We start from the raw sequence: 22,771 nt of genomic DNA on the forward strand, positions 1-22,771 counted from the left end.
GCTTTGGGATAAACACAAATCAAATGTGGGAGCGAGCCTGCTCGCGATAGCGGTGTGTCAGTCAGTATCTAAATTGACTGACACACCGCTATCGCGAGCAGGCTCGCTCCCACAGGGTTTTGCATGTAGTCAGAGGATTAGATGTTCAGCAGCTGCAGGCGTTGACGCACCGCTTCTTCGATCCCAGCCTCATCCAGCCCACACTCCGCCAGCATTTGCGCAGGCTTGGCGTGCTCCACATAGGTGTCCGGCAAGCCCAGGTGCAGCACCGACTTGAGGATGTTTTCGCGGGCGAGAAACTCGCTGACCGCGCCACCGGCACCGCCCATGATTGCGTTCTCTTCGACGGTCACCAACAACTCGTGGCTGCCGGCGATGTCGCGAACCAGTGCTTCGTCGAGCGGTTTGACGAAACGCATGTCGACCACGGTCGCATCCAGCTTTTCGGCGACTTTCAGTGCCTCGGCCAGTTGCACGCCAAACACCAGCAGGGCGACTTTGCTGCCCTGACGGCGGACGACACCCTTGCCGATTTCAATCGGTTCGAGGTCTTTTGCGATCGGCGCATTCGGGCCGGTGCCGCGCGGATAACGCACCGCCGCCGGGCCGTTGTAGAGGTGACCGGTGCTGAGCATTTTGCGCAGTTCGTTTTCGTCGCTCGGGGTCATCACCAGCATGCCGGGGATGCAACGCAGGAACGACAGGTCAAAGCTGCCCGCGTGCGTCGGGCCGTCTTCGCCCACCAGACCTGCGCGGTCGATGGCGAACAGCACGTCGAGGTTCTGCACCGCGACGTCATGAATCAGTTGGTCGTAAGCGCGTTGCAGGAACGTCGAATAGATCGCCACCACCGGTTTGGCGCCTTCGCAGGCCATGCCGGCGGCGAGGGTCACGGCGTGTTGCTCGGCAATCGCCACGTCGAAATAACGCTCCGGGAAGCGCTCGCTGAACGCCACCAGATCGGAGCCTTCCTTCATCGCCGGAGTAATCCCGACCAGACGCGGATCGACCGTGGCCATGTCGCACAGCCATTCACCGAACACACCGGAATACTTTGGCCCGCCGGCTTTCTTCGGCGCGGCGACTGGAGCATCCACAGGTTCGAGTTTGGTGATGGCGTGGTAACCGATCGGGTCGACTTCCGCCGGAGCGAAGCCTTTGCCTTTCTTGGTGACCACGTGCAGGAATTGCGGGCCTTTCAGATCGCGCATGTTGCGCAGGGTGGCGATCAGGGTCGGCAGGTCGTGGCCATCGATCGGGCCGATGTAGTTCCAGCCCAGCTCTTCGAACAGCGTGCCGGGGACCAGCATGCCTTTGGCGTATTCTTCGGTGCGACGGGCGATTTCCCAGGCGCCGGGCAGACGCGACAGGACCTTTTTGCTGCCTTCGCGCATGCTCGCGTAAGTGCGGCTGGAAAGGATTTTCGCCAGATAGTTCGACAGCCCGCCGACGTTGCGCGAGATCGACATGTCGTTGTCGTTGAGGATCACCAGCATGTTGGCGTCCACTTCCGGCGCGTGGTTCAGCGCCTCGAAGGCCATGCCGGCGGTCAGTGCGCCGTCGCCGATCACTGCAATCGCCTTGCGATCACTGTGCTGCAGGCGGGCGGCAATCGCCATGCCCAGCGCTGCACTGATCGAGGTGCTGGAGTGGCCGACGCCAAAGGTGTCGTACTCGCTCTCGGAACGACGCGGGAAGGCGGCAACGCCGTCCTTCTGGCGCAGGGTGCCCATGCGCTCGCGACGGCCGGTGAGGATTTTGTGCGGGTAGGCCTGATGACCCACGTCCCACACCAGCCGGTCATCCGGGGTGTCGAAGACGTAATGCAACGCGATGGTCAGCTCGATCACGCCCAGGCCGGCACCGAAATGCCCACCGGTCTGACCGACCGTGTAGAGCAATTCCAGGCGCAACTCATCAGCCAGGGTTTCCAGCTCGGCTTCGCCTAACCGGCGCAGGCCGTCCGGCGTGTTGGCACGGTCGAGCAGGGGCGTGGTCGGGCGCTTGCGGGGAATCTCATGAAACGTCGTGGGCATCAGGCGAATCGTTATAGGTATAAAAGATGCGGCAGTTTACCTGATGCATCGCCCCCTGCCCACGCGTTGGTTTTTTTTGGCGGATACGCCGTCAGCTGCGGCGATCGACGATGTACCGGGCCAGATCGCGCAATGGCTCGGCCGCCGCGTCAAACGGTCGCAGCGCGTGCAGGGCCTGGTCGCGCAGTTCCAGGGCATAGGCCTTGGCCGCGTCAAGACCGAGCAGGGCCGGGTAGGTCGGCTTGTCCCGGGCGATATCGGCGCCCTGGCGTTTGCCGAGGGTTTCGGTGTCACTTTCGACGTCGAGAATGTCGTCCTGGACCTGAAATGCCAGGCCAATGGCCTGTGCATAACTCTGCAGGGACTTCAGTTCGTCCTTCGCGGCATTACCGCTGGCCAGGGCACCGAGCTTGACGCTGACTTCGATCAACGCGCCGGTCTTGTGCCGATGCATGTACTCAAGGGCTTTTTGATCGAGCTTCAGGCCCACCGAACCGAGATCGATGGCTTGCCCGCCGACCATGCCCGCCGGGCCCGCCGCCAACGCCAGGGCGCTGACCATTTGCAGACGGGTTTCGGCGTCGCAACTGCTCAGGCGCGGGTCGAGCAGAGCGCTGAAGGCCAGACTCTGCAAACCGTCTCCGGCGAGGATTGCACAGGCTTCGTCGAATTTTTTATGCGTAGTCGGCTGGCCTCGACGCAGATCGTCATCGTCCATGGCCGGCAAGTCATCATGCACCAGCGAATAGGCGTGGATCAGCTCCACCGCACAGGCCGCGCCGTTGGCTTGCTCGGCCTTGCCGCCCAGCGCTTCACACGCGGCATAAGCCAGCAGCGGACGAACGCGTTTACCGCCGTTCATCACGCTGTAGCGCATGGCTTCGTAGAGGCGGGCAAGTTCAGGGCCTGGCGCGTTGAACAGGGTTTCCAGTGCAGCATTGACGCGGGCCTGGCTGGTCGCCGAATACGCCGCAATCATTCTGGCTGATCCGCGTCGAAGGGTTCCTCGGCCAGCTCACCATCACGCTCGAGCAGCACTTGAACCTTCTGCTCGGCCTGAGCCAGCGCCGCCTGGCAATCGCGGGTCAGACCAATGCCCTGCTCGAAAGCGGTCAGCGAGTCTTCCAGCGACAATTCGCCGTTCTCCAGACGCTCCACCAGCGTTTGCAGGTCAGCGAGAGATTGTTCGAAATCCAGTGCAGCTTTTTTGCGGGCCATGGCGGCTATTTCCGGTTGACGTTAAACCGGCGCGACACTAGCAGACATAGGGGTTATGGGCAAATGAGCGGGGTGTTTCGGCCAATGAGTTTTGGAGTGAATGCGACCTGTGTGGTGAGGAGGCTTGCCCCCGTTGGGGTGCGAAGCGACCCCTGAACCAGACGGCGCGTTTCTTCAGGCATACCGCATTCAGCAATTGGCGACTGCTTCGCAGCCGAACGGGGCGATGCGGCGTTCGGACAAGCCCCCTCGCCACAGGACTGTGTCGATCATGATTAATGTATTGAGTCATCGGGATAGTTGAACTGGGATGAGCCGATTAAAAATGCTATTCGGCTCACCGACCAGCCATCGACAGGGTGTCGCCCCACGTCCGGGAATATCGCGGTCTGGACTCGACCCATTTGCAATGGGCTGCGGGTCAAAGCATATCTTTCAGGCATTAAAAAGCCGGCTTGTGGCCGGCTTCTCGGGGACTGGCTTGGTTTATTTTTGGTAAACCGCGCCAGCCTTCAAAACGTACACCCGGATCTTGCGTCCGGCTGTGGGACTTGGCGAGAAAGTGATCTGCCTTGTCGGTGCGATCTGAGCCTGAAGAAGGGGCGATGCGCAAATGTGGGGCGCAGCATACTGATTTTTTTGAGAAATTCCCAGCTTGGCATGCGGGGTAGGGCGATTGCGCTGAGGTGTAGCAGCTGCGGAATCCGCAGTGAATGGTTTGCGACTGCTGCGCAGTCGAACGGGGGCAAGCCCCCTCGCCACAGTGGATCACAGGGTTGCGTGCTTACAGGAAGGGCACGGAAGGTCTGCGTCTATTGAGCGTCGACCACCAGAATACCCACCCCAATACCCTTATGTTTTGCTTGTCGATCTGCTCGGCACTGAAGATCTCGTCTGGATACTCGGCTTTGTTATAGCTGCGCAATCGCAGCGCATTCCCCGGCATTCGATGCAGGTATTTGATCCGCAACATACCGTCATGCTCGATCGCATAAATCTCCCCATCGATTACCTGAGTCAGCCCGCGGTCGATCGCAAGCGTCGAACCGTCTTCAATCTTTTCGCCCATGCTATTGCCGATCATGTGGGTACAAATAGCGTCGGCGTGGTTGATTTCCAGGGAGTCCAGATGGCTGCGGGGCAGGCGGATGGATTGGCTGGGGTCTTTGACGACGTGGGTTTTGTTGGAGCCCGGGGCGGTGGTTGTTTCTTTGTAGAAGGGCAGCTCGACGTCGATGGGCTCGATCACCGTGTAGATGCCGCGGATGGCCTGGGCGTCGAAGGTGTTGCCGGACTCGTCGAGCACGCGCAGGCGTGAGGATTCTTTCGGGCCTTCGCCGGTTTTTAGCCAGTCGCTGTTTACAGACAGTAGTCTGGCGACCTCTTCCATGCGGTAGGCGGGCACACCTCGGGTGTACCAGTTATGGACATTTTGCGCTTCCGTGTCGAAGAAAGCGGCAAATCCTGTGGTTGTGATTTTTGCTGCTTCGAGGAGTGCTTTAAACCGTGGGCCGCTAGTGTTCTTTTTCATAAACACGAGTTTACTGGCGCAGGATGGGGGTTTGAATAAACGACCTGTTCAAATTTCGAGGGAAATTTAAGACTGGATGTAAGACGCTTTTAGTGGAATTTAAACAGGAAAAAACCTAAGCCAAGAAGCGTTCCACCTACCGTTAAAGGTCAGTGTCTGAGCGGAGCGCCCACAAAAAACCCCGGATCAACCGGGGTTCTTCTTCAAACGTCGCAGCTAGAAGCTTACCGCGGCTTCTCAGCCTTTATAAGCAGCAACCGACTTGGTGATCGCGTCGCGGGCGGCATCTGCGCCGGCCCAGCCTTCGATCTTCACCCACTTGCCTTTTTCGAGATCTTTGTAGTTCGCGAAGAAGTGCTCGATCTGCTGAATCAGCAGCGCAGGCAAATCGGTGTATTCCTTCACGTCGACGTACAGCTGGGACAGCTTGTCGTGTGGAACCGCGATCACTTTGGCATCGCCGCCGCCGTCGTCGGTCATGTTCAGGATGCCGACTGGACGCGCGCGGATCACCGAACCTGGAGCAACCGGGTAAGGGGTCACGACCAGCACGTCGAGGGGATCACCGTCGTCGGCCAGGGTGTTCGGGATGTAACCGTAGTTGGCCGGGTAGAACATCGGGGTGGCCATGAAACGGTCAACGAACAGGCAGTCGCTGTCTTTGTCGATTTCGTATTTGATCGGCGCGTGGTTGGCCGGGATCTCGATCGCGACGTAGATGTCGTTCGGCAGGTCTTTGCCAGCCGGAATCTTGCTGTAGCTCATTGGGCGGTGCCCCCGTTAGTTGACCAAAAACACTTGGCCGGATTGACCAAAAAGTGGCGGCGATTATAGGCATATTCCGCCTTCGACGCTATGGACCAGAGGTCGTGTAGACCTTAGTCGTGTGCCTGATAGACCGGATCTCCGGCCTGAAGTTGCCGCAACCTGCTCAAAGGATCCTGACGGTAAAACAGCTTCAGCTGCTCATAGACCTGTGGGTAAGCCTCGTGCAGCAAATCCGGGGCGCTGAAAAAATATTCGCTGGTGACCGCGAAGAACTCGGCGGGGTTTTCCGCTGCGTACGGGTCGATGGCGGTTTGCGCGTCAGGGTTGCGATCCAGTTGGCGGTCGAGGTCGTTGTAGGCCTCTTGCATGATCCTGGCCCAGTCGCTGACGCGCATATCGGCATGCAGCGGTGGCAGGCCATTGGCGTCGCCGTTGAGCATGTCGAGTTTGTGCGCGAGTTCGTGGATCACCAGGTTGTAGCCTTCCCAGCCACCGCTGACCATCACGCCGGGCCAGGCGAGAATGATCGGGCCTTGCTGCCAGGCTTCGCCGCTGTGTTCTCCGTCCCATTCGTGTTCGACGCCGCTGGCATCGCGATGGCGCTGAGGGCTGAGGAAATCGTCGGGGTAGAGGATGATTTCGTGAAAGCCTTGATACCAGTTCAAATCGCCCAGATGCAGCAGCGGCAATTGGGCCTGGGCGGCGAGCAGCAGGCGTTGCTCCTGATGAAGCTCGACGCCGGGCAGGGCGGTCAGGTGTTTGTCTTGCAGGAACAGCACGCAGGCTTCCCGCAGCCACTGGTCTTCGGCTGCGCTGATGCCATCGAGAAAGCTCAGGTGATGGCGCACCCGTTGCCACATGTCGTCGGCAATCGGATGCCTGGCCAGGGTGTGCTGGCGTCGCCAGGCGCTAAGGGACCACATCGTGAGTCAGCGGGGTTCGGCTTTGGATGCGGCATTAGCGAGGCGGCTGCGGATCACGCCGATGATCATCGGTAGCAGCGAAACCAGGATGATACCCACCACCAGCAGCGACAGGTTTTTCTTGATGAACGGTACGTTGCCGAAGAAGTAACCGAGGGTCACCAGCCCGCCCACCCAGAGGATGGTGCCGAGGACGCTGAAGGCAAAGAACCGTGGGTAAGGCATTTTGCCAACGCCGGCGACGAACGGGGCAAAGGTACGGATGATTGGCAGGAAACGCGCCAGGGTCACGGTTTTGCCGCCGTGCTTGTCGTAGAAGTCATGGGTTTGCTGCAGGTAGTCGCGACGGAATATTTTCGAGTCCGGGTTGCTGAACAGCCGTTCGCCCACAGTTCGGCCAATCAGGTAGTTGGTGCTGTCGCCAAGAATCGCCGCCAGCATCAGCAGACCACCCAGCAACACCGGGTCCATGCCGCCACCGGCCGCCACGGCTCCCGCGATGAACAGTAGGGAATCCCCCGGCAGGAACGGCATCACCACCAGACCGGTTTCGCAGAAAATCACCAGAAACAGAATGGCGTAGATCCATGCCCCGTAGTTAGTCACCAGCATGTCGAGGTAAACATCGAGATGCAAGATAATGTCGATCGGGTTGAAATCCATGGAAAGCACCTGTGGTGATGGCCTGACTCGGCAGGCCTGTGCGGATGGCTTCGCGTAAGACTACAGCTAAGTGTGATTTTTCTTACGAGCCGGAAGAATGGGCATTATACGGGGGGACAAGTGAAAAACGCGTCGAGTTTGTAGCGGGGGATGTCGATGGGTCGACCATAGGTCTGTTGGCTTTGCACAATCCTTGTGGCGAAGGAGCTTGCTCCCGCTGGGAGTGCGAAGCGCTCCTGGTCCGACTACGCGGTGTATCAGGATAATCACTTTGGTTGGTTTACGACTGCTGCGCAGCCGAACGGGAGCAAGCTCCCTCGCCACAAAGGCTTCAGTGCGTTACAGCTCCTCACTGATCGGCAACACATAGTTCTTGAACTCGGTGTCTTCCTTGAACCCGATGGATTCGTAGGTTTTTTGTGCGACATCGTTGTTACTGCTGGTGGAAACGCGCATGCGCACGGCATTGGTTTCCTTGGCCATTTTTTTCGCGGTGCGGATCAGGTTGTCGGCCACCAACTGGCGGCGGGCGTCTTCGGCGACGTAGATGTCGTTGAGGATCCACACGCGTTTAAGCGAAAGAGACGAAAAGCTGGGGTACAACTGACAAAAACCCATCAGTTTGTTGTTGTCGTCATCGGCCAGGGCCAGGTAGATCACCGACTCCTTGCGCCGCAGGCGTTTCTCGAGGAACGCCCGGGACGAGTCCGGATACGGCAGGGAACCGTAAAACTCACGATATTTGACGAACAACGGGGTCAGCAGGTCGAGGTGTTCGAGGGTCGCTTGAATAATCCGCATGGTAGGTCTCGTCTTCAAGTGGCTGTCTTACATGGTGACGGCGACGGGAAACCCTGGCGGCCGTGCATCGATCCTGCCTGAAACCTGAATAGAAACGCAATGCGGAAACGGTTCAGGCATCCGACGGGCTCAGTAGGAAATTACCTTTCATATCTGCACCAATGTCCGACTCCAGCGTCTGCACCTGGGCTTCGTCCTTCAGACTGACCCCCGATAACTGCCGCCGACAGGCTTCGCGCATCAAATACAGCAAACGGTGTGCCGCCATGCCGTAACTCAAGCCTTCGAGCCGGACATTCGAGATGCAGTTGCGATAGGCATCTGTCAGTCCGACCTTGGGATTATAGGTGAAATACAACCCCAGGCTGTCTGGCGAGCTCAAGCCGGGGCGTTCGCCGATCAATATGACCACCATCTTCGCGCCCAGCAGCTCGCCAATCTCGTCAGCCACCGCGACTCGGCCCTGTTCCACCAGAATCACCGGCGACAGGGACCAGCCCTCAGCGGCTGTCTGTTCCTCCATGCGCGCCAGAAACGGTAAGGTATGGCGATGAACGGCCAATGCCGAGAGGCCATCGGCCACCACGACGGCCAGATCCACCCCGCCAGGATGGCTCAGTGCGTAGTCGCGCAGGGTCTGCGCCGACTGATCACTCAGCTTGCGCCCCAAATCGGGGCGCTGCAGATAGCTGTTCCGGTCCGTGGCGGCGCTGTGCAGCAACAAACTCTCCCGTCCACGCTCGGCCAGTTGCGAACTGAGCCCCAAGTGGTCGAACGGCAGATGCACCGCATCCCGGGCCTGTGCATGGGCGTACTGAAAATCCAGCTGCGCGCTGGTCGGCATACTGGTGCCTGTACGACCGAGGGCAATACGTGCAGGGGTCAGGCGACGCAGTTCCAGCAATGGGTTTTGCGGATCGACAGGTGGTTTATCCATCTCAATACTCATCCCAGTTGCGCCATGGCTTGACGGAAGGCCGGCGGCAGGTTGTCGCCGAAGTGAATTTTGCCGTCTGCCTGGGTGAAGATGCCCATGTTCGCCAGCCACTGTTCAAACTCCGGTGCCGGCTTCAGGCCTAAGGTTTTCCGGGCGTAGAGGGCGTCGTGGAACGACGTGGTCTGGTAATTGAGCATGATGTCGTCAGAGCCGGGAATGCCCATGATGAAGTTGATCCCGGCCACGCCCAACAGGGTCAGCAGGGTGTCCATGTCGTCCTGATCGGCCTCGGCGTGATTGGTGTAACAGATGTCGCAACCCATGGGTACGCCCAGCAGCTTGCCGCAGAAGTGGTCTTCGAGACCGGCGCGGATGATCTGTTTGCCGTTGTAGAGGTATTCCGGGCCGATGAAGCCCACAACGGTGTTTACCAGAAACGGTTTGAAATGGCGTGCCACGGCGTAGGCGCGGGTTTCGCAGGTCTGTTGATCGATGCCGTGGTGGGCGTTAGCCGACAAGGCGCTACCCTGGCCAGTCTCGAAATACATCAGATTCTGGCCCAACGTGCCGCGATTCAGGCTCAAGCCCGCGTCATAGCCTTCCTGCAAAACGTTGAGGTTGATGCCGAAACTGGCGTTGGCCGCTTCAGTGCCAGCGATCGACTGGAACACCAGATCCAGCGGAACGCCGCGATTCACCGCCTCGATGGAGGTGGTGACGTGGGTCAGTACGCAGGCTTGTGTAGGAATTTCGTAACGCTGGATGATCGCATCCAGCATTTCCAGCATGGCGCAGATCGAAGCGATGCTGTCGGTGGCCGGGTTGATGCCGATCATTGCGTCGCCATTGCCGTACAGCAGGCCGTCGAGAATGCTCGCGGCGATGCCGGCCGGTTCGTCGGTGGGGTGATTGGGTTGCAGGCGTGTCGAGAGCCGGCCGCGCAGGCCCAGAGTGCCGCGGAATTTCGTGACCACGCGGATTTTCTGCGCCACCAGCACCAGATCCTGCACGCGCATGATCTTTGACACGGCGGCGGCCATTTCCGGGATCAGGCCCGGAGCGAGGGCTCGCAGGCTCTGTTCGTCGGCGGCGTCGCTGAGCAGCCAATCGCGAAAGCCACCGACAGTGAGGTGGCTGACCGCTTTAAAAGCCTGTTTATCGTGAGTGTCGATGATCAGCCGGGTAACTTCATCGGCCTCGTAAGGAATCAGTACTTCCTGCAGGAAGTGAGTCAGCGGGATGTCAGCCAGGGCCATCTGCGCAGCCACTCGCTCGCCATCATTGAGGGCGGCAACGCCGGCCAGAAAGTCCCCGGATCGCGCAGGGCTGGCTTTGGCCATGACGTCTTTGAGACTGTCGAAGCGGTAGGTCTGGGCGCCGACGGTATGGGCAAATACGGCCATGGGACGGTGTCCTCCTGATTCAATAAATAACTCAAATGCACCGCCGAACCCTTGTGGGAGCGAGCCTGCTCGCGATTGCAGTGTGTCATTCAACACATGTTTTGGATGTCAGACCGCAATCGCGAGCAGGCTCGCTCCCACATGAGAACTGCATGCACTTCAATATGGCAGGCGCCGGGAATCAGCCCGGCGCCGGTGCAACTCAGACGCCTTCGAGCATCGCATCTGCCGGCGCGTCGGAACGCTGCTTGGCAGTCAGTTGGAAATACAGGTAACCGGCCGCCATGAACCCGAGGAACACACACCCGATCAAGGTGTTGAACCACGCCATCGCCACCAGGCACACAACGGCCAGAAACAGCGCGATCCCCGGTACGATCGGGTAACCCGGGGCGCGGAAGGTGCGTTCCAGGTTCGGCTCGGTTTTACGCAATTTGAACAGGCTCAGCATACTGATGATGTACATCACGATGGCGCCGAATACCGACATGGTGATCATCGCAGCCGTCAGCGTCATGCCTTGCAGGTTGACCAGACCGTCGCTGTAGATCGCCGCGATGCCGATCACGCCGCCCGCCAGAATCGCCCGGTGCGGCGTCTGGAAGCGCGAGAGTTTGGCCAGCCCTTTGGGCAGGTAACCGGCGCGAGCCAGGGCGAAGAACTGTCGCGAGTAGCCAAGAATGATCCCGTGGAAACTCGCCACCAGGCCGAACAAGCCGATCCACACCAGCATGTGCATCCAGGTCGAATTATTGCCGACCACGGCTTTCATCGCCTGAGGCAGCGGATCGTTGATGTTCGACAGTTGGCGCCAGTCGCCAACACCGCCAGCCATCACCATGACGCCAATGGCCAGGAACACCAGGGTCAGAATGCCACTGACGTAAGCCTTGGGAATCGTGCGTTTCGGGTCCTTGGCTTCTTCTGCGGCCATGGCTGCGCCTTCAATGGCGAGGAAGAACCAGATCGCGAAAGGTATCGCCGCAAAGATGCCGGGGATCGAGGCCATGGTGAATTCGTTGGAACCTGACCAGCCATTGAGCACGAAATTGCTGAAGCTGAAGCCCGGTGCGACCACGCCCATGAACACCAGCAACTCGGCGACCGCCAGCACGGTGACCACCAGTTCGAACGTGGCTGCGATGCTCACGCCGAGGATATTCAAGCCCATGAACACGAAATAGGCGCCAACAGCGGCGATCTTCGGGTCCAGTTCCGGGTATTGCACATTGAGGTAGGCGCCGATGGCCATGGCAATTGCCGGTGGCGCAAAGACGAATTCGATCAGGGTGGCAATGCCGGCGATCAGTCCGCCTTTTTCACCGAAGGCCCGACGGCTGTAGGCAAACGGCCCGCCAGCGTGGGGAATCGCGGTGGTCAATTCGGTGAAACTGAAGATGAAGCAGGTGTACATCGTCGCCACCATCAGGGCGGTGACGAGAAAACCCAGGGTCCCTGCGGTGCCCCAGCCGTAACTCCAGCCGAAATACTCGCCGGAAATTACCAGGCCAACGGCAATGCCCCATAGATGCAGGGTGCCGAGTGTGGGTTTGAGCTGTGTAGTAGAAGTCATAAGTCCTCTCTGTCTTTTTTATTGTTTGATCTGTTGGACTTTCGGGTATGGCGTTTTCGAGTGATGCGGGCACGCAAAGCCCGTGCCAGACCAGCAGGGCAATGATTGGTGTGTCATTGAGGGCGCCATCGCGAGCAGGCTCGCTCCCACAGGGTTAGGTGGTGAATCGACTCTGGGGGGCTGACCCAAATCCAATGTGGGAGCGAGCCTGCTCGCGATGGCTATCTGAAGGGCGATACAGAACTACCTGTATCGCCCCCGGTTTTTAGAAGAAGCCCAGCGGATTGATGTCGTAGCTCACCAGCAGGTTTTTGGTCTGCTGATAGTGGTCGAGCATCATTTTGTGGGTTTCACGACCGACGCCGGACTTTTTGTAGCCACCGAACGCGGCGTGCGCCGGGTACAGGTGGTAGCAGTTGGTCCATACGCGACCGGCCTTGATGGCACGGCCCATGCGGTAGGCCCGGTTGATGTCGCGGGTCCAGAGACCGGCGCCCAGGCCGAACTCGGTGTCGTTGGCGATGGCCAGGGCTTCGGCTTCGTCCTTGAAGGTAGTGATGCTCACCACCGGGCCAAAGATTTCTTCCTGGAACACGCGCATCTTGTTGGTGCCCTTGAGCAGGGTCGGCTGGATGTAATACCCGGTCGCCAGGCTGCCCTCGAGTTTTTCCACCTTGCCACCGGTCAGCAGTTCGGCGCCTTCGCCCTTGGCGATTTCCAGGTACGAAAGGATTTTGTCAAATTGCTGCTCGGACGCCTGGGCGCCGACCATGGTGTCGGTGTCCAGCGGGTCGCCACGTTTGATTTGCAGGACTTTGTTCATGACCACTTTCATGAACTCGTCGTAGATCGACTCTTGCACCAAGGCGCGGGACGGGCAGGTGCAGACTTCGCCCTGGTTGAAGAATGCCAGCACCAGGCCTTCGGCGGCTTTCTCGATGAAAGTCGGTTCGGCTTGCATGATGTCTTCGAAGAAGATGTTCGGCGATTTGCCACCCAGCTCCACGGTGGACGGAATGATGTTTTCGGCGGCGCATTTCATGATGTGCGAGCCAACCGGGGTCGAACCGGTGAAAGCGATCTTGGCGATGCGCTTGCTGGTGGCCAGGGCTTCCCCGGCTTCTTTGCCGAACCCTTGCACCACGTTGAGTACGCCGGGTGGCAACAGGTCGCCGATCAGTTCCATCAGCACGGTGATCCCCAGCGGGGTTTGCTCGGCCGGTTTGAGGACCACGCAGTTACCGGCGGCCAGGGCCGGGGCGAGTTTCCAGGCGGCCATCAGAATCGGGAAGTTCCACGGAATGATCTGCCCGACCACGCCCAGCGGTTCATGGATGTGATAGGCCACGGTGTTGCCGTCGATCTCGGCGGCGCTGCCTTCCTGGGCGCGGATGCAACCGGCGAAGTAGCGGAAATGGTCGGCGGCCAGCGGGATGTCGGCGTTGAGGGTTTCGCGAACGGCCTTGCCGTTGTCCCAGGATTCGGTGATCGCCAGCATTTCCAGGTTCTGTTCGATGCGATCGGCGATTTTCAGCAGGACCAGCGAGCGAGCCTGGGCGGACGTGGCGCCCCAGGCATCGGCGGCGGCATGGGCAGCGTCCAGGGCCTTTTCGATGTCTTCGGCGGTGGAGCGCGGGAATTCGGCAATAGGTTGGCCGTTGACCGGTGATGTATTGGTGAAGTACTGACCTTTGACAGGCGCGACGAACTCGCCGCCGATGTAGTTACCGTATTTGCTCTTGAACGAAACGATAGCGCCTTCAGTACCGGGGTGAGCGTAACGCATGATGGGTTTCTCCTTGGCTTTTGTGCTTATAAGGGAGGACGCGCTAAAGCGCTGCATTAAGCGTAGAGCAAAGGTCGGGCCAGCGCCTTGCAGGTCAGGTAAATCAAGGCCTTGCGTGCTTTTTGTCGGGCAGATGGGCGGCGTTTGTGACGCTTGCGGTACAGCCCGCGTGACACTTTGTACCGTTTATGGCGCAGGCTGTGACTGGCGGGTCTTGCCAACATTGCAATGCAAGTCAGGCTGGAGGATGCTCGGTGCTCGTATGACTAAGTCATAGGGATTTACACACCTTTGATGGCTGCCGCATAACCCCTGTAGGAGCTGCCGAAGGCTGCGATCTTTTGACTTTGATTTTTCAAGATCAAAAGATCGCAGCCTTCGGCAGCTCCTACAGGGGCGATGTAAACCGCTCGGGGAGAATAATAAGAAATGCACGACAACCATTTGAGTCGCCATGCCCAGCAAGTGCTGACCGTGACCCAGGGTAAATCCCACCTGCACGGTCCTGGCAGCGATCCATCCATTGCCCGTTCCTGGCTGCGTTGTCTTGAGGACTATCACCTCGACCCGGCCCTGACCATGGCGCCGACGGTGCTGGAACATGGCCGTGTGCTGGAAAGCCGTGAACGCTTGCAGCAAGTGCTGCAGATCGCCGGCAACGAAATGACCAGCCTCCACCAGCAACTTTCCGGAGCCGGCCACGCGGTGCTGCTGACCGACGCCCGCGGGGTGATCCTCAACTGCGTCACCGCGCCCGCCGAACGGAAGATCTTCGAGCGCGCCGGCCTTTGGCTCGGTGCCGACTGGAGCGAAGCTTGCGAAGGCACCAACGGCATCGGCACCTGCCTGGTGGAGCGACAATCCCTGACCATTCACCAGGACGAACATTTTCGTGGCCGTCACACTGGCCTGACCTGCTCGGCGAGCCCGGTGTTTGATCCTCACGGCGAGCTGCTGGCGGTGCTCGACGTGTCTTCGGCGCGTCACGAGGTTTCGCGTCAGAGCCAGTTCCACACCATGGCCCTGGTCAATCTGTCGGCGAAGATGATCGAGAGCTGCTATTTCCTGCGTTACTTCGACAATCAATGGTTGCTGCGTTTTCACTTGCAGGCTGAATCCGTCGGGCTGTTCAGCGAAGGGTTGTTGGCGTTCGATGGGGAAGGGCGGATCTGTGCGGTGAACCAGAGTGCGCTGAATTTGCTGGGGCATATTCGTGGTGGGCTGTTGGGCAAACCGGTGGAGGCGTTTTTCGACTGCTCGCTGGATGAATTGCTCGGCCGCGCGAGCCCTGGTGCCAGCGCCAGTTGGCCGTTGCGCACCCGTGACGGGCGGCGGCTGTTTGCCGTGTTGCGCGGGCAGCCGCGCAGTATTCCGGTGCCGGTGGTGCAAAGCCCGATGGTTGCCGAGCGTCCGCGCTTGTCAGGCATTTGCCTGGGCGATGCCGCGTTGCAGGAGGATTTCCGCAAGGCCTTGCGCGTGTTTGAGCGGGATGTGCCGTTGCTGATCAACGGCGAAACCGGTTCCGGCAAGGAAGCCTTCGCCAAAGCCGTGCATCAGGCCAGTCTACGGGCAGCAAAATCTTTCGTTGCCCTTAATTGCGCGGCGATTCCCGAAAGCCTGATCGAAAGCGAACTGTTCGGCTATCGCGGCGGCAGCTTCACCGGTGCCCGCAAGGAAGGCATGCGTGGCAAGTTGCAGCAGGCCGATGGCGGGACGTTGTTCCTCGATGAAATCGGTGACATGCCGCTGAGCATGCAAACCCGGCTATTAAGAGTGCTGGAAGACCGGCAGGTGGTGCCGATTGGCGGTGAGCCGGAATCGGTCAATGTGCGGATCATCAGTGCCACTCACCGCAATCTGCTTGAACGGGTGCAGGACGGCAGTTTCCGCGAGGATTTGTATTACCGGCTCAATGGGCTGGAGGTCGCATTGCCGGCGCTGCGTGAGCGCGCTGACAAATCACAGTTGCTCGACTTTTTGCTGGCCGAAGAGGCGGGCGCAGAGACGGTATTGATCGACGGGCCGGCGCGGCAGGCCTTGCTGGATTTTGCCTGGCCGGGAAATGTGCGGCAGTTGCGCAATGTGCTGCGAACCCTGGCGGCGCTGTGTGACGGCGGTCTAATCGGGCTGGAGGATTTGCCGGCGATGATTCGCCAGGCCCGGCCGGTACCGGCGTCGGCGGTTGAAGAGCCGTCCGAGTATCCGCTGGACGATGCCGAGCGGCTGGCGTTGCTGACGGTGCTGGAGCAGCAGCGCTGGCACATGACGCACACGGCCGAACAGCTGGGCGTCAGCCGCAATACCCTCTACAGAAAGCTGCGCAAACACGGTATCGCCCGTTAAATCGCATCGAGGCCATTCGCGAGCAAGCCCGCTCCCACATTGGATTTGTGAACAACACAGATCCAATGTGGGAGCGGGCTTGCTCGCGAAGGCGTCCTCAAGTCAGAAACAAAGGTGCGATTTTCCACTCCCTACGCTAACCTGCGGCCATGTTTACGAGGTCGACTATGCACATTCATATTCTTGGTATTTGCGGCACTTTCATGGGTTCGATGGCGGTTCTGGCCAAAGAGCTGGGCCATCACGTGACGGGCTCCGATGCCAACGTCTATCCGCCGATGAGCACTCAGCTGCAAGCCCAGGGCATTGAGTTGACCCAAGGTTACGACCCGGCGCAGCTCGATCCGGCCCCGGACCTGGTGGTGATCGGCAATGCCATGTCCCGCGGCAACCCGGCCGTCGAGTACGTCCTGAACAAAGGCCTGCCGTACGTCTCCGGCCCGCAATGGCTGGCCGATCACGTATTGCAAGGTCGTTGGGTGCTGGCGGTTGCCGGCACTCACGGCAAAACCACCACCAGCAGCATGCTCGCCTGGGTCCTGGAACACGCCGGCATGAGCCCGGGTTTCCTGATCGGCGGTGTGCCGCAGAATTTCTCGGTATCGGCGCGTCTGGGTGATACGCCGTTCTTCGTGATCGAAGCCGACGAATACGACAGTGCGTTTTTCGACAAGCGCTCAAAATTCGTTCACTACCGTCCGCGCACGGCGATTCTGAACAATCTTGAGTTCGATCACGCCGACATCTTCCCCGATCTGCCGGCCATCGAGCGTCAGTTCCACCACTTGGTACGGACCATCCCGAGCGAAGGCCTGGTGATCCATCCGACCACCGAGCCGGCATTGCTGCGCGTGATCGAAATGGGCTGCTGGACCCCGGTGCAAACCACCGGTGCCGGCGGTCAGTGGCAAGTCAAACTGCTCAGTGAAGACGGGTCGAAATTCGAAGTGATGTTCGAAGGCGCCGTTCAAGGCGTGGTCGAGTGGGACATGACCGGTCAGCATAACGTCGCCAACGCCTTGGCCACCTTGGCCGCCGCGCGTCACGTCGGCGTAGTGCCGTCGATGGGCATCGCTGCACTGAGCGCGTTCAAAAGCGTGAAGCGCCGGATGGAAAAAGTCGCGGAAGTCCGTGGTATCACCATTTACGATGATTTCGCTCACCACCCGACTGCCATCGCCACCACCCTCGACGGTCTGCGCAAACGCATTGGCGACGCACCATTGATCGCGATCATCGAGCCGCGTTCCAACTCCATGAAGCTCGGCGCTCACCGCGATGGCTTGCCGGAAAGTGTGGTCGATGCCGATCAGGTGATCTGGTATTCGCCAGCCAACCTCGGTTGGGACCTGGGCGCCACCGCCGCGTTATGCACCGTGCCGTCGATTGTCAGCGATTCACTGGAAGGCATCATCGAGCGCGTGAAGAGCCAGGCTCAGCCCGGTACTCACGTGGTGATCATGAGCAACGGCGGCTTCGGCGGCCTGCACGGCAAACTGGCTGAGGCGCTGCAATGAACAACGGCCCGGAACGCATCACGCTGGCGATGACCGGCGCTTCGGGCGCCCAGTACGGCTTGCGCCTGCTCGACTGCCTGGTGCGTGAAGACCGCGAGGTGCATTTCCTGATCTCCAAGGCTGCGCAACTGGTGATGGCCACCGAGACCGATGTCTCGCTGCCGTCGAAGCCGCAAATGATGCAAGCCTTCCTCACTGAATACACCGGCGCCGCCGCCGGGCAGATTCGGGTGTATGGCAAGGAAGACTGGATGTCGCCGGTGGCTTCGGGGTCCGGCTCGCCAGCGGCGATGGTGGTGGTGCCGTGTTCCACCGGGACCTTGTCGGCTATCGCGACCGGGGCCTGCAACAACTTGATCGAACGGGCTGCCGACGTGACCTTGAAGGAGCGCCGCCAGCTGATTCTGGTACCGCGCGAGGCGCCGTATTCGAGCATTCATCTGGAGAACATGCTCAAGCTGTCGAACATGGGCGTAACCATTCTGCCGGCATCACCGGGTTTCTATCACCAGCCGCAGACCATCGATGACTTGATCGACTTCGTCGTGGCGCGAATTCTCAATCTGCTGAACATTCCGCAAGACATGCTGCCGCGCTGGGGCGAACACCATTTGAGCAGTGATGAATAAGCTGCTGGTCATCCTGTTGGCGTTGCAACTGGCGGGCTGCGCCACGGCGCGCACGCTCGATGCCGCCAAGCCTGGAGCGCCGGTGGTGTATTCGGGGACGCGTCTGGATTTGTATGCGATGAATGGCGGGTGCTGCGCCATGGACCGATTCGGTGCAGAAGCGCCGAGTTATCCGGGTGTTGACCTGCCGGCCAGTGCGTTGCTCGACACGTTGCTGTTGCCGCTGTCGTTGTTGACGGTGATTGGCGTAAGTTTTCAAGCGACCGGTGGATTGTAGGAGAGCGCTTCGCGCTCTATCGCGAGCAGGCTCGCTCCCACATTAGATCTTCAGTGGACACAGAATATGTGAACGCCGCCAATCAAATGTGGGAGCGAGCCTGCTCGCGATGGCGTCCAATCAGACGCCGCAAGATTACTTACCTAACTTGCGCAACTCATCCGACTCGACAATCCGCACGCCATCCTGCTCTTCCAGCGCCAGACGCCACATGGCGCGGGCCAGTTGGCAGGCTTCGATGCCGTGGTACTTGCCCGGAATCAATCGCGACAACGGACCGGCGACTTTCTCGGCCAGTCGCGGCTCGACGCGATCGCCCAACAACAGCGAAGGTCGGCAAATGGTCAGCTGCGGCCAATTCTGTGCGCGCAATGCGTGTTCCATCTCGCCTTTAACCCGGTTGTAGAAAATCGAGGATCTGCGATCGGCGCCCAAGGCGCTGATCACGATCAAGTGCCGTGCGCCCATTTCCCGTGCACGTTTGGCGAAGGCCACGACCATGTCCAGGTCCACCGCGCGAAACGCTTGCTCGGAGCCTGCCTGCTTGATCGTGGTACCGAGGCAGCAGTAGGCAATGTCGACGCGACCGTTCAATTGCGGCAAAAACACCGCCGGGTCGCCGACCGGGTTTTCCAGGTGTGGATGCTCGGCCAATGGCCGGCGTGAGGGGGCCAATACTCGTGTAATCGTCGGCTCGTTGAGTAGGCGGTCAAGCAAATGTTCACCGGTTAACCCGGTAGCTCCGGCAAGCAATACATGCTGAGGCGTCAAGTACATAGTCATTCCCCCTTGATACTATTCAGCTTAGTTGCTCTTTTCATCCTTGCTGATAGAGACACTTTGCAGTGCCTTTCGTGCCTGTTGTTTGCGCAACAGTTGCCAGTGGCTGAGAACGGTTTTCGGTGCCCAGATCTGTGGCTCGGAAGCTTCGAAGCTGTCGGCAAGTTCACGCTCGGCCACGGTGGCGCTGGCCAGTTTGAAGGCTTGCTCCAGATCGTCGGTCTGATTCAGCGCCTGGGCGAACAGCGCGTCGCCGAAATATGTGAAGTTGGCTTCCTCCGAACACCCAAAGGACACTCGATCGGCGCGCGAGGCGGTCATGATCAACGTGCGTTCGTCCTTTAGGGCGGGGATGAAGCCGCCGGAATAGCAGGATGAAATCACGATGATTTTGTCGCGCTTCTTCAGGGGCGCGAGGACGGCGGCCAGTTCGTCGGCCGGCAGGTCGGCCAGTTCCATGCGTGGCTGGTCGAGCACCAGTTCGTGTTCACTGGAACCATGGCTGGTCAGGTAAATGAACAGCAAATCTTCCGGACCGCTGCGCTCTGCCAGGGTCAGGGCGGCGCGGCGCAGGTTTTCCCGGGTGGCCATCGGCCGGTCGCCCAGATGGTCGCGATGATTGACCAGGCGGATCTGGCCAAAGGCGCCGAACCGGCTGGCGAGCATGTTGGCGACGTAGTCGGACTCGCGCAGGAACACGCTCTGCTTGCCATCACCCCCCAGGGTCAAGGTGTACAGTTCGACCGCCGGGGTCGAGGCCGGCACGTTGGCCAGTGCATCGTCGAGCAAGCGACCTTGAGCCAGCAAGCCGAGTTCGAGAGGGTCGGGCAGCAGCTTGCCGTCGGCGTCGCGCACGCGCTGACTATTGATCCAGGTGCCGCTTTGCACCGTGCCATCGGTCAGCACCAGAGTGCCTTGGCCCTGATAGTTGTCACCGTCGAACTGACCGACATAGAAACTGCCATCGGCCAGGTTCAAGCGACCCTTACCGGTGAAACGCCAGTCGCTGAACTGACCGATGTAGTGACTGCCGTCGGCGCCGATCAACTCGCCCTTGCCGCTGAGCACGCCTTCCTTGAAGTGACCCAGCCAGACATCGCCATCGGCGTTCTCGTAGCGACCCTTGCCGTGCAGTTGATTGTTCTTGAAACCGCCGACATAGATATCGCCATCGGCGCTATTGAAGGTGCCATTGCCTTCCAGCTGGCCGTCGACGAAATGCCCGGTGAACTGATTGCCGCTGGCATCGCTGCGCTGGCCTTCGCCGTTGGGTTTGCCGTGGGCGAATTGACCTTGGTACTGGCTGCCGTCTTCGAGTTCCAGACGACCGAGCCCTGAATATTGATCGGCTTTGAATTCGCCGCGGTAGGTCATGGCGTTTTCTTTGAGGGTACCTTCACCCTCGCGTCGACCCGCCTTGAAACCGCCGGTATAGCTGCTGCCAGTGGTGGTCAGCGTGCCTTGGCCGTCGAATAGCCCTTGCTGGAATTGCCCGCGATAGACCTCGCCGTTGCTGCCGTGCCATTCGCCTTGGCCATGCCATTGGCCCTTGTCGAACTGGCCGGCGTACCAGCTGCCGTTCGGGTAATCGATGCGGCCCTCGCCTTGCAGCAAGCCATTGACCAGGTCACCGCGATAGCGTCCGCCGTCCGGCAGGCGGGCATCGGGGGGCAACAGCGATTCGCCGTCGCCGCAAGCGGTGAGCAACAGGGTCAGAGCAAGGAGTGCAAGTGGGCGCATAGCGGGATCCGGGCAATTAGGCAACGGAGTATGCCGCAGCTATGTGTCGCATTTATAGGGACACGGCAGAGACACGGCGCGAAACAGCGTGGCTGCTTCGCATCCGGGATGCTTTACACGAAGCAGAGGGACAGTGGCTCGGCGATATACGCCGGTTTGTCCGACCCTTCGATTTCAAGCGTGGCGGTGGCCTTGAGCAACCATTGGCCGGGTTTCTTCTCGATGACCTCGTTCATGTCGACCTTGAGTCGAACCCTGGAATTGACCTTCACAGGCTGGATGAAACGCACGCTATCCAGGCCGTAGTTAACCACCATTTTCGCGCCTTCTGGCAGGATGAGGATGTCTTCCATCAGTTTGGGGATCAGTGACAACGACAGGAAACCATGGGCAATGGTGCTGCCAAAAGGTGTTTGCGCAGCTTTGACCGGGTCGACATGGATGAACTGATAATCGCCTGTGGCTTCGGCGAACAGGTTGATGCGTTCCTGATCGATGGTGAGCCACTGGGAACGTCCGAGTTCCTTGCCGACATAATCTTTGAGCTCCGCAACTGGAACATAGGGCATTGAGACTCTCCTTGGGTTCATCGGTTTTTAGTTTTTCGAGCGGGGGGGATGACCTCCCTTGCGAACCACTTTAGATCAACATGACAAATAGTTCCGGTCAACTAACCATGCTTTTGGCGAATGCCGATTCATAGCGTTGGCGTGCTTATAATGTCGGGCCCCTTCTTTGTGGGAGCGCGCGTGGGAGATGATGGATGTTGTTACGTGGCCTGACCTGGCTGGTGCTTTTTCAATTGCTCGGCACCGCCCTCAATCATCTGTTTTTGCCGGTACTGCCGGGGCCGATTGTTGGCCTGTTGTTGCTGCTGGGGTATCTGATTATCCGCGGTCAAGTCGGCGAGCCGCTGAGCCTGGCGGCCAGCAGCCTGTTGCGTTACCTGCCGTTGCTGCTGGTGCCGCCGGCGGTGGGGGTGATGGTTTACGCCGCCGACATTGCCGCGGATTTCTGGGCGATCACTGGCGCATTGGTGTTGTCGCTGCTGTTGTCCATGGCCTTTGCCGGCGTGCTGATGCAGCGCATGGTCAAGCACCATGCCCATCCCGAGGACGGCCAATGATGTTCGATTGGCATGGCGCCTGGGCGTCGGTGATTCATCATCCGCTGTTCGGCATTGGCGTGACGCTGGGTGCGTATCAGTTGGTGTTGGCGGCATTCGAGAAAACCCGCTGGATCTTTCTGCAACCGGTGCTGGTCTCCATGTTGCTGGTTATCGGTGTACTGGTGGGTTGCGGCCTGAGCTACGCCGAATACCGCAAGAGCACCGAGATCCTGAGCATCTTGCTCGGGCCGGCCACTGTTGCACTGGCGGTGCCGCTGTACCTCAACCTGCGGCGGATCCGGCAGTTGTTCTGGCCGATATTTACTACGCTGGTGATAAGTGGCGTGGTCGCCACGGGCATGGGCGTATTGCTGGGCTGGTGGTTCGGTGCCGAACACATGATCCTGATGACCATGGCACCCAAATCGGTCACCTCGCCGATTGCCATGCTGGTGGCGGAGCAGATTGGTGGCGTCGCGGCGCTGGCGGCGGTGTTCGTGTTGATCACCGGGGTGATCGGGGCGATCTTCGGGCCGAGTCTTTTGACAAGGCTTGGTGTCCACAGTCCTGAGGCGCGCGGTATGGCGCTGGGCATGACGGCGCACGCGGTCGGCACTGCGGTGGCGATGCAGGAAAGTGAAGAGTGCGGTGCCTTCGCGGCACTGGCGATGAGTCTGATGGGCGTGGCCACGGCGGTATTCCTGCCGTTGGCGGTGTCGATGGTGGTGTAAGGAAATG

At 59.7% G+C, this 22,771-nt stretch carries 21 protein-coding genes; 6 read left to right on the forward strand and 15 right to left on the reverse strand.

Going from position 1 to position 22,771, the window contains the following annotated elements:
- Positions 1–137: 137 nt before the first annotated feature.
- The 12 genes from dxs to exaC form a co-directional block, all read right to left on the reverse strand.
- Entirely contained in the window at positions 138–2,036 is a 1,899-nt protein-coding gene (gene dxs, locus BK662_RS17385; RefSeq protein ID WP_123359070.1) for a 1-deoxy-D-xylulose-5-phosphate synthase, read from the reverse strand.
- Between the two features lie 91 nt (positions 2,037–2,127).
- The gene (gene ispA / locus BK662_RS17390) at positions 2,128–3,015 is read right to left on the reverse strand and encodes a (2E,6E)-farnesyl diphosphate synthase (protein ID WP_123359071.1); all 888 of its coding nucleotides are present in this window, start codon (positions 3,013–3,015) and stop codon (positions 2,128–2,130) included.
- Positions 3,012–3,254, reverse strand: a complete 243-nt coding sequence (locus tag BK662_RS17395) for an exodeoxyribonuclease VII small subunit (RefSeq protein WP_007894317.1) — start codon at positions 3,252–3,254, stop codon at positions 3,012–3,014. Before BK662_RS17395 ends, ispA begins: the two co-directional genes overlap by 4 nt.
- Before the next feature lie 784 nt (positions 3,255–4,038).
- On the reverse strand, positions 4,039–4,785 hold the full coding sequence (locus tag BK662_RS17400) for a S24 family peptidase (RefSeq protein WP_123359072.1): 747 nt from the start codon (positions 4,783–4,785) through the stop codon (positions 4,039–4,041).
- 237 nt (positions 4,786–5,022) lie between these two features.
- Positions 5,023–5,550, reverse strand: a complete 528-nt coding sequence (gene ppa / locus BK662_RS17405) for an inorganic diphosphatase (RefSeq protein WP_007894323.1) — start codon at positions 5,548–5,550, stop codon at positions 5,023–5,025.
- 113 nt (positions 5,551–5,663) lie between these two features.
- Positions 5,664–6,476, reverse strand: a complete 813-nt coding sequence (locus BK662_RS17410) for a M90 family metallopeptidase (protein ID WP_123359073.1) — start codon at positions 6,474–6,476, stop codon at positions 5,664–5,666.
- A 6-nt stretch (positions 6,477–6,482) separates the two neighbouring features.
- Positions 6,483–7,139, reverse strand: coding sequence for a DedA family protein (locus BK662_RS17415; protein WP_123359074.1), 657 nt, complete (start codon positions 7,137–7,139; stop codon positions 6,483–6,485).
- Positions 7,140–7,478: 339 nt separating this feature from the next.
- On the reverse strand, positions 7,479–7,940 hold the full coding sequence (locus tag BK662_RS17420) for a GNAT family N-acetyltransferase (RefSeq protein ID WP_095054599.1): 462 nt from the start codon (positions 7,938–7,940) through the stop codon (positions 7,479–7,481).
- 112 nt (positions 7,941–8,052) lie between these two features.
- The gene (gene eutC / locus BK662_RS17425) at positions 8,053–8,877 is read right to left on the reverse strand and encodes an ethanolamine ammonia-lyase subunit EutC (RefSeq protein ID WP_185047147.1); all 825 of its coding nucleotides are present in this window, start codon (positions 8,875–8,877) and stop codon (positions 8,053–8,055) included.
- Positions 8,878–8,885: 8 nt separating this feature from the next.
- Positions 8,886–10,280 (reverse strand): ethanolamine ammonia-lyase subunit EutB, encoded by a 1,395-nt coding sequence (locus BK662_RS17430; protein ID WP_123359076.1) that lies wholly within the window; start codon positions 10,278–10,280, stop codon positions 8,886–8,888.
- Positions 10,281–10,482: 202 nt separating this feature from the next.
- The gene (gene eat / locus BK662_RS17440) at positions 10,483–11,853 is read right to left on the reverse strand and encodes an ethanolamine permease (RefSeq protein ID WP_123359078.1); all 1,371 of its coding nucleotides are present in this window, start codon (positions 11,851–11,853) and stop codon (positions 10,483–10,485) included.
- 265 nt (positions 11,854–12,118) lie between these two features.
- Positions 12,119–13,639, reverse strand: a complete 1,521-nt coding sequence (exaC, locus tag BK662_RS17445) for an acetaldehyde dehydrogenase ExaC (RefSeq protein ID WP_123359079.1) — start codon at positions 13,637–13,639, stop codon at positions 12,119–12,121.
- Positions 13,640–14,068: 429 nt separating this feature from the next.
- Here exaC and BK662_RS17450 point away from each other — a divergent pair, with 429 nt between their 5' ends.
- The 4 genes from BK662_RS17450 (at position 14,069) to BK662_RS17465 (ending at position 18,405) form a co-directional block, all read left to right on the forward strand.
- Complete coding sequence (locus BK662_RS17450; protein WP_123359080.1) at positions 14,069–15,982, forward strand: sigma-54-dependent Fis family transcriptional regulator; 1,914 nt, start codon at positions 14,069–14,071, stop codon at positions 15,980–15,982.
- Positions 15,983–16,149: 167 nt separating this feature from the next.
- Positions 16,150–17,499, forward strand: coding sequence for a UDP-N-acetylmuramate:L-alanyl-gamma-D-glutamyl-meso-diaminopimelate ligase (gene mpl, locus BK662_RS17455; protein ID WP_008009026.1), 1,350 nt, complete (start codon positions 16,150–16,152; stop codon positions 17,497–17,499).
- Positions 17,496–18,128, forward strand: coding sequence for a flavin prenyltransferase UbiX (gene ubiX / locus BK662_RS17460; protein WP_030129554.1), 633 nt, complete (start codon positions 17,496–17,498; stop codon positions 18,126–18,128). Before mpl ends, ubiX begins: the two co-directional genes overlap by 4 nt.
- A complete protein-coding gene (locus tag BK662_RS17465) occupies positions 18,121–18,405 on the forward strand; it encodes a YceK/YidQ family lipoprotein (protein WP_123359081.1) in 285 nt (94 codons plus the stop codon). Before ubiX ends, BK662_RS17465 begins: the two co-directional genes overlap by 8 nt.
- A gap of 135 nt (positions 18,406–18,540) precedes the next feature.
- Here the strand turns inward: BK662_RS17465 and BK662_RS17470 are convergent, their stop codons facing one another.
- The 3 genes from BK662_RS17470 to BK662_RS17480 form a co-directional block, all read right to left on the reverse strand.
- The gene (locus BK662_RS17470) at positions 18,541–19,182 is read right to left on the reverse strand and encodes an oxidoreductase (RefSeq protein WP_123359082.1); all 642 of its coding nucleotides are present in this window, start codon (positions 19,180–19,182) and stop codon (positions 18,541–18,543) included.
- Between the two features lie 27 nt (positions 19,183–19,209).
- Positions 19,210–20,925, reverse strand: coding sequence for a C13 family peptidase (locus tag BK662_RS17475; protein ID WP_123359083.1), 1,716 nt, complete (start codon positions 20,923–20,925; stop codon positions 19,210–19,212).
- Between the two features lie 113 nt (positions 20,926–21,038).
- Entirely contained in the window at positions 21,039–21,494 is a 456-nt protein-coding gene (locus tag BK662_RS17480; RefSeq protein WP_052967098.1) for a MaoC family dehydratase, read from the reverse strand.
- 194 nt (positions 21,495–21,688) lie between these two features.
- Here BK662_RS17480 and BK662_RS17485 point away from each other — a divergent pair, with 194 nt between their 5' ends.
- Complete coding sequence (locus tag BK662_RS17485; protein WP_123359084.1) at positions 21,689–22,051, forward strand: CidA/LrgA family protein; 363 nt, start codon at positions 21,689–21,691, stop codon at positions 22,049–22,051.
- Positions 22,048–22,764: an LrgB family protein gene (locus BK662_RS17490; protein WP_123359085.1), complete on the forward strand. Its 717-nt coding sequence runs from the start codon at positions 22,048–22,050 to the stop codon at positions 22,762–22,764. The genes BK662_RS17485 and BK662_RS17490 overlap by 4 nt, the downstream gene beginning before the upstream one ends.
- Positions 22,765–22,771: the final 7 nt, after the last annotated feature.

The organism is Pseudomonas frederiksbergensis, from assembly GCF_003732275.1.
Classification (GTDB): Bacteria; Pseudomonadota; Gammaproteobacteria; order Pseudomonadales; family Pseudomonadaceae; genus Aquipseudomonas; species Aquipseudomonas frederiksbergensis_H.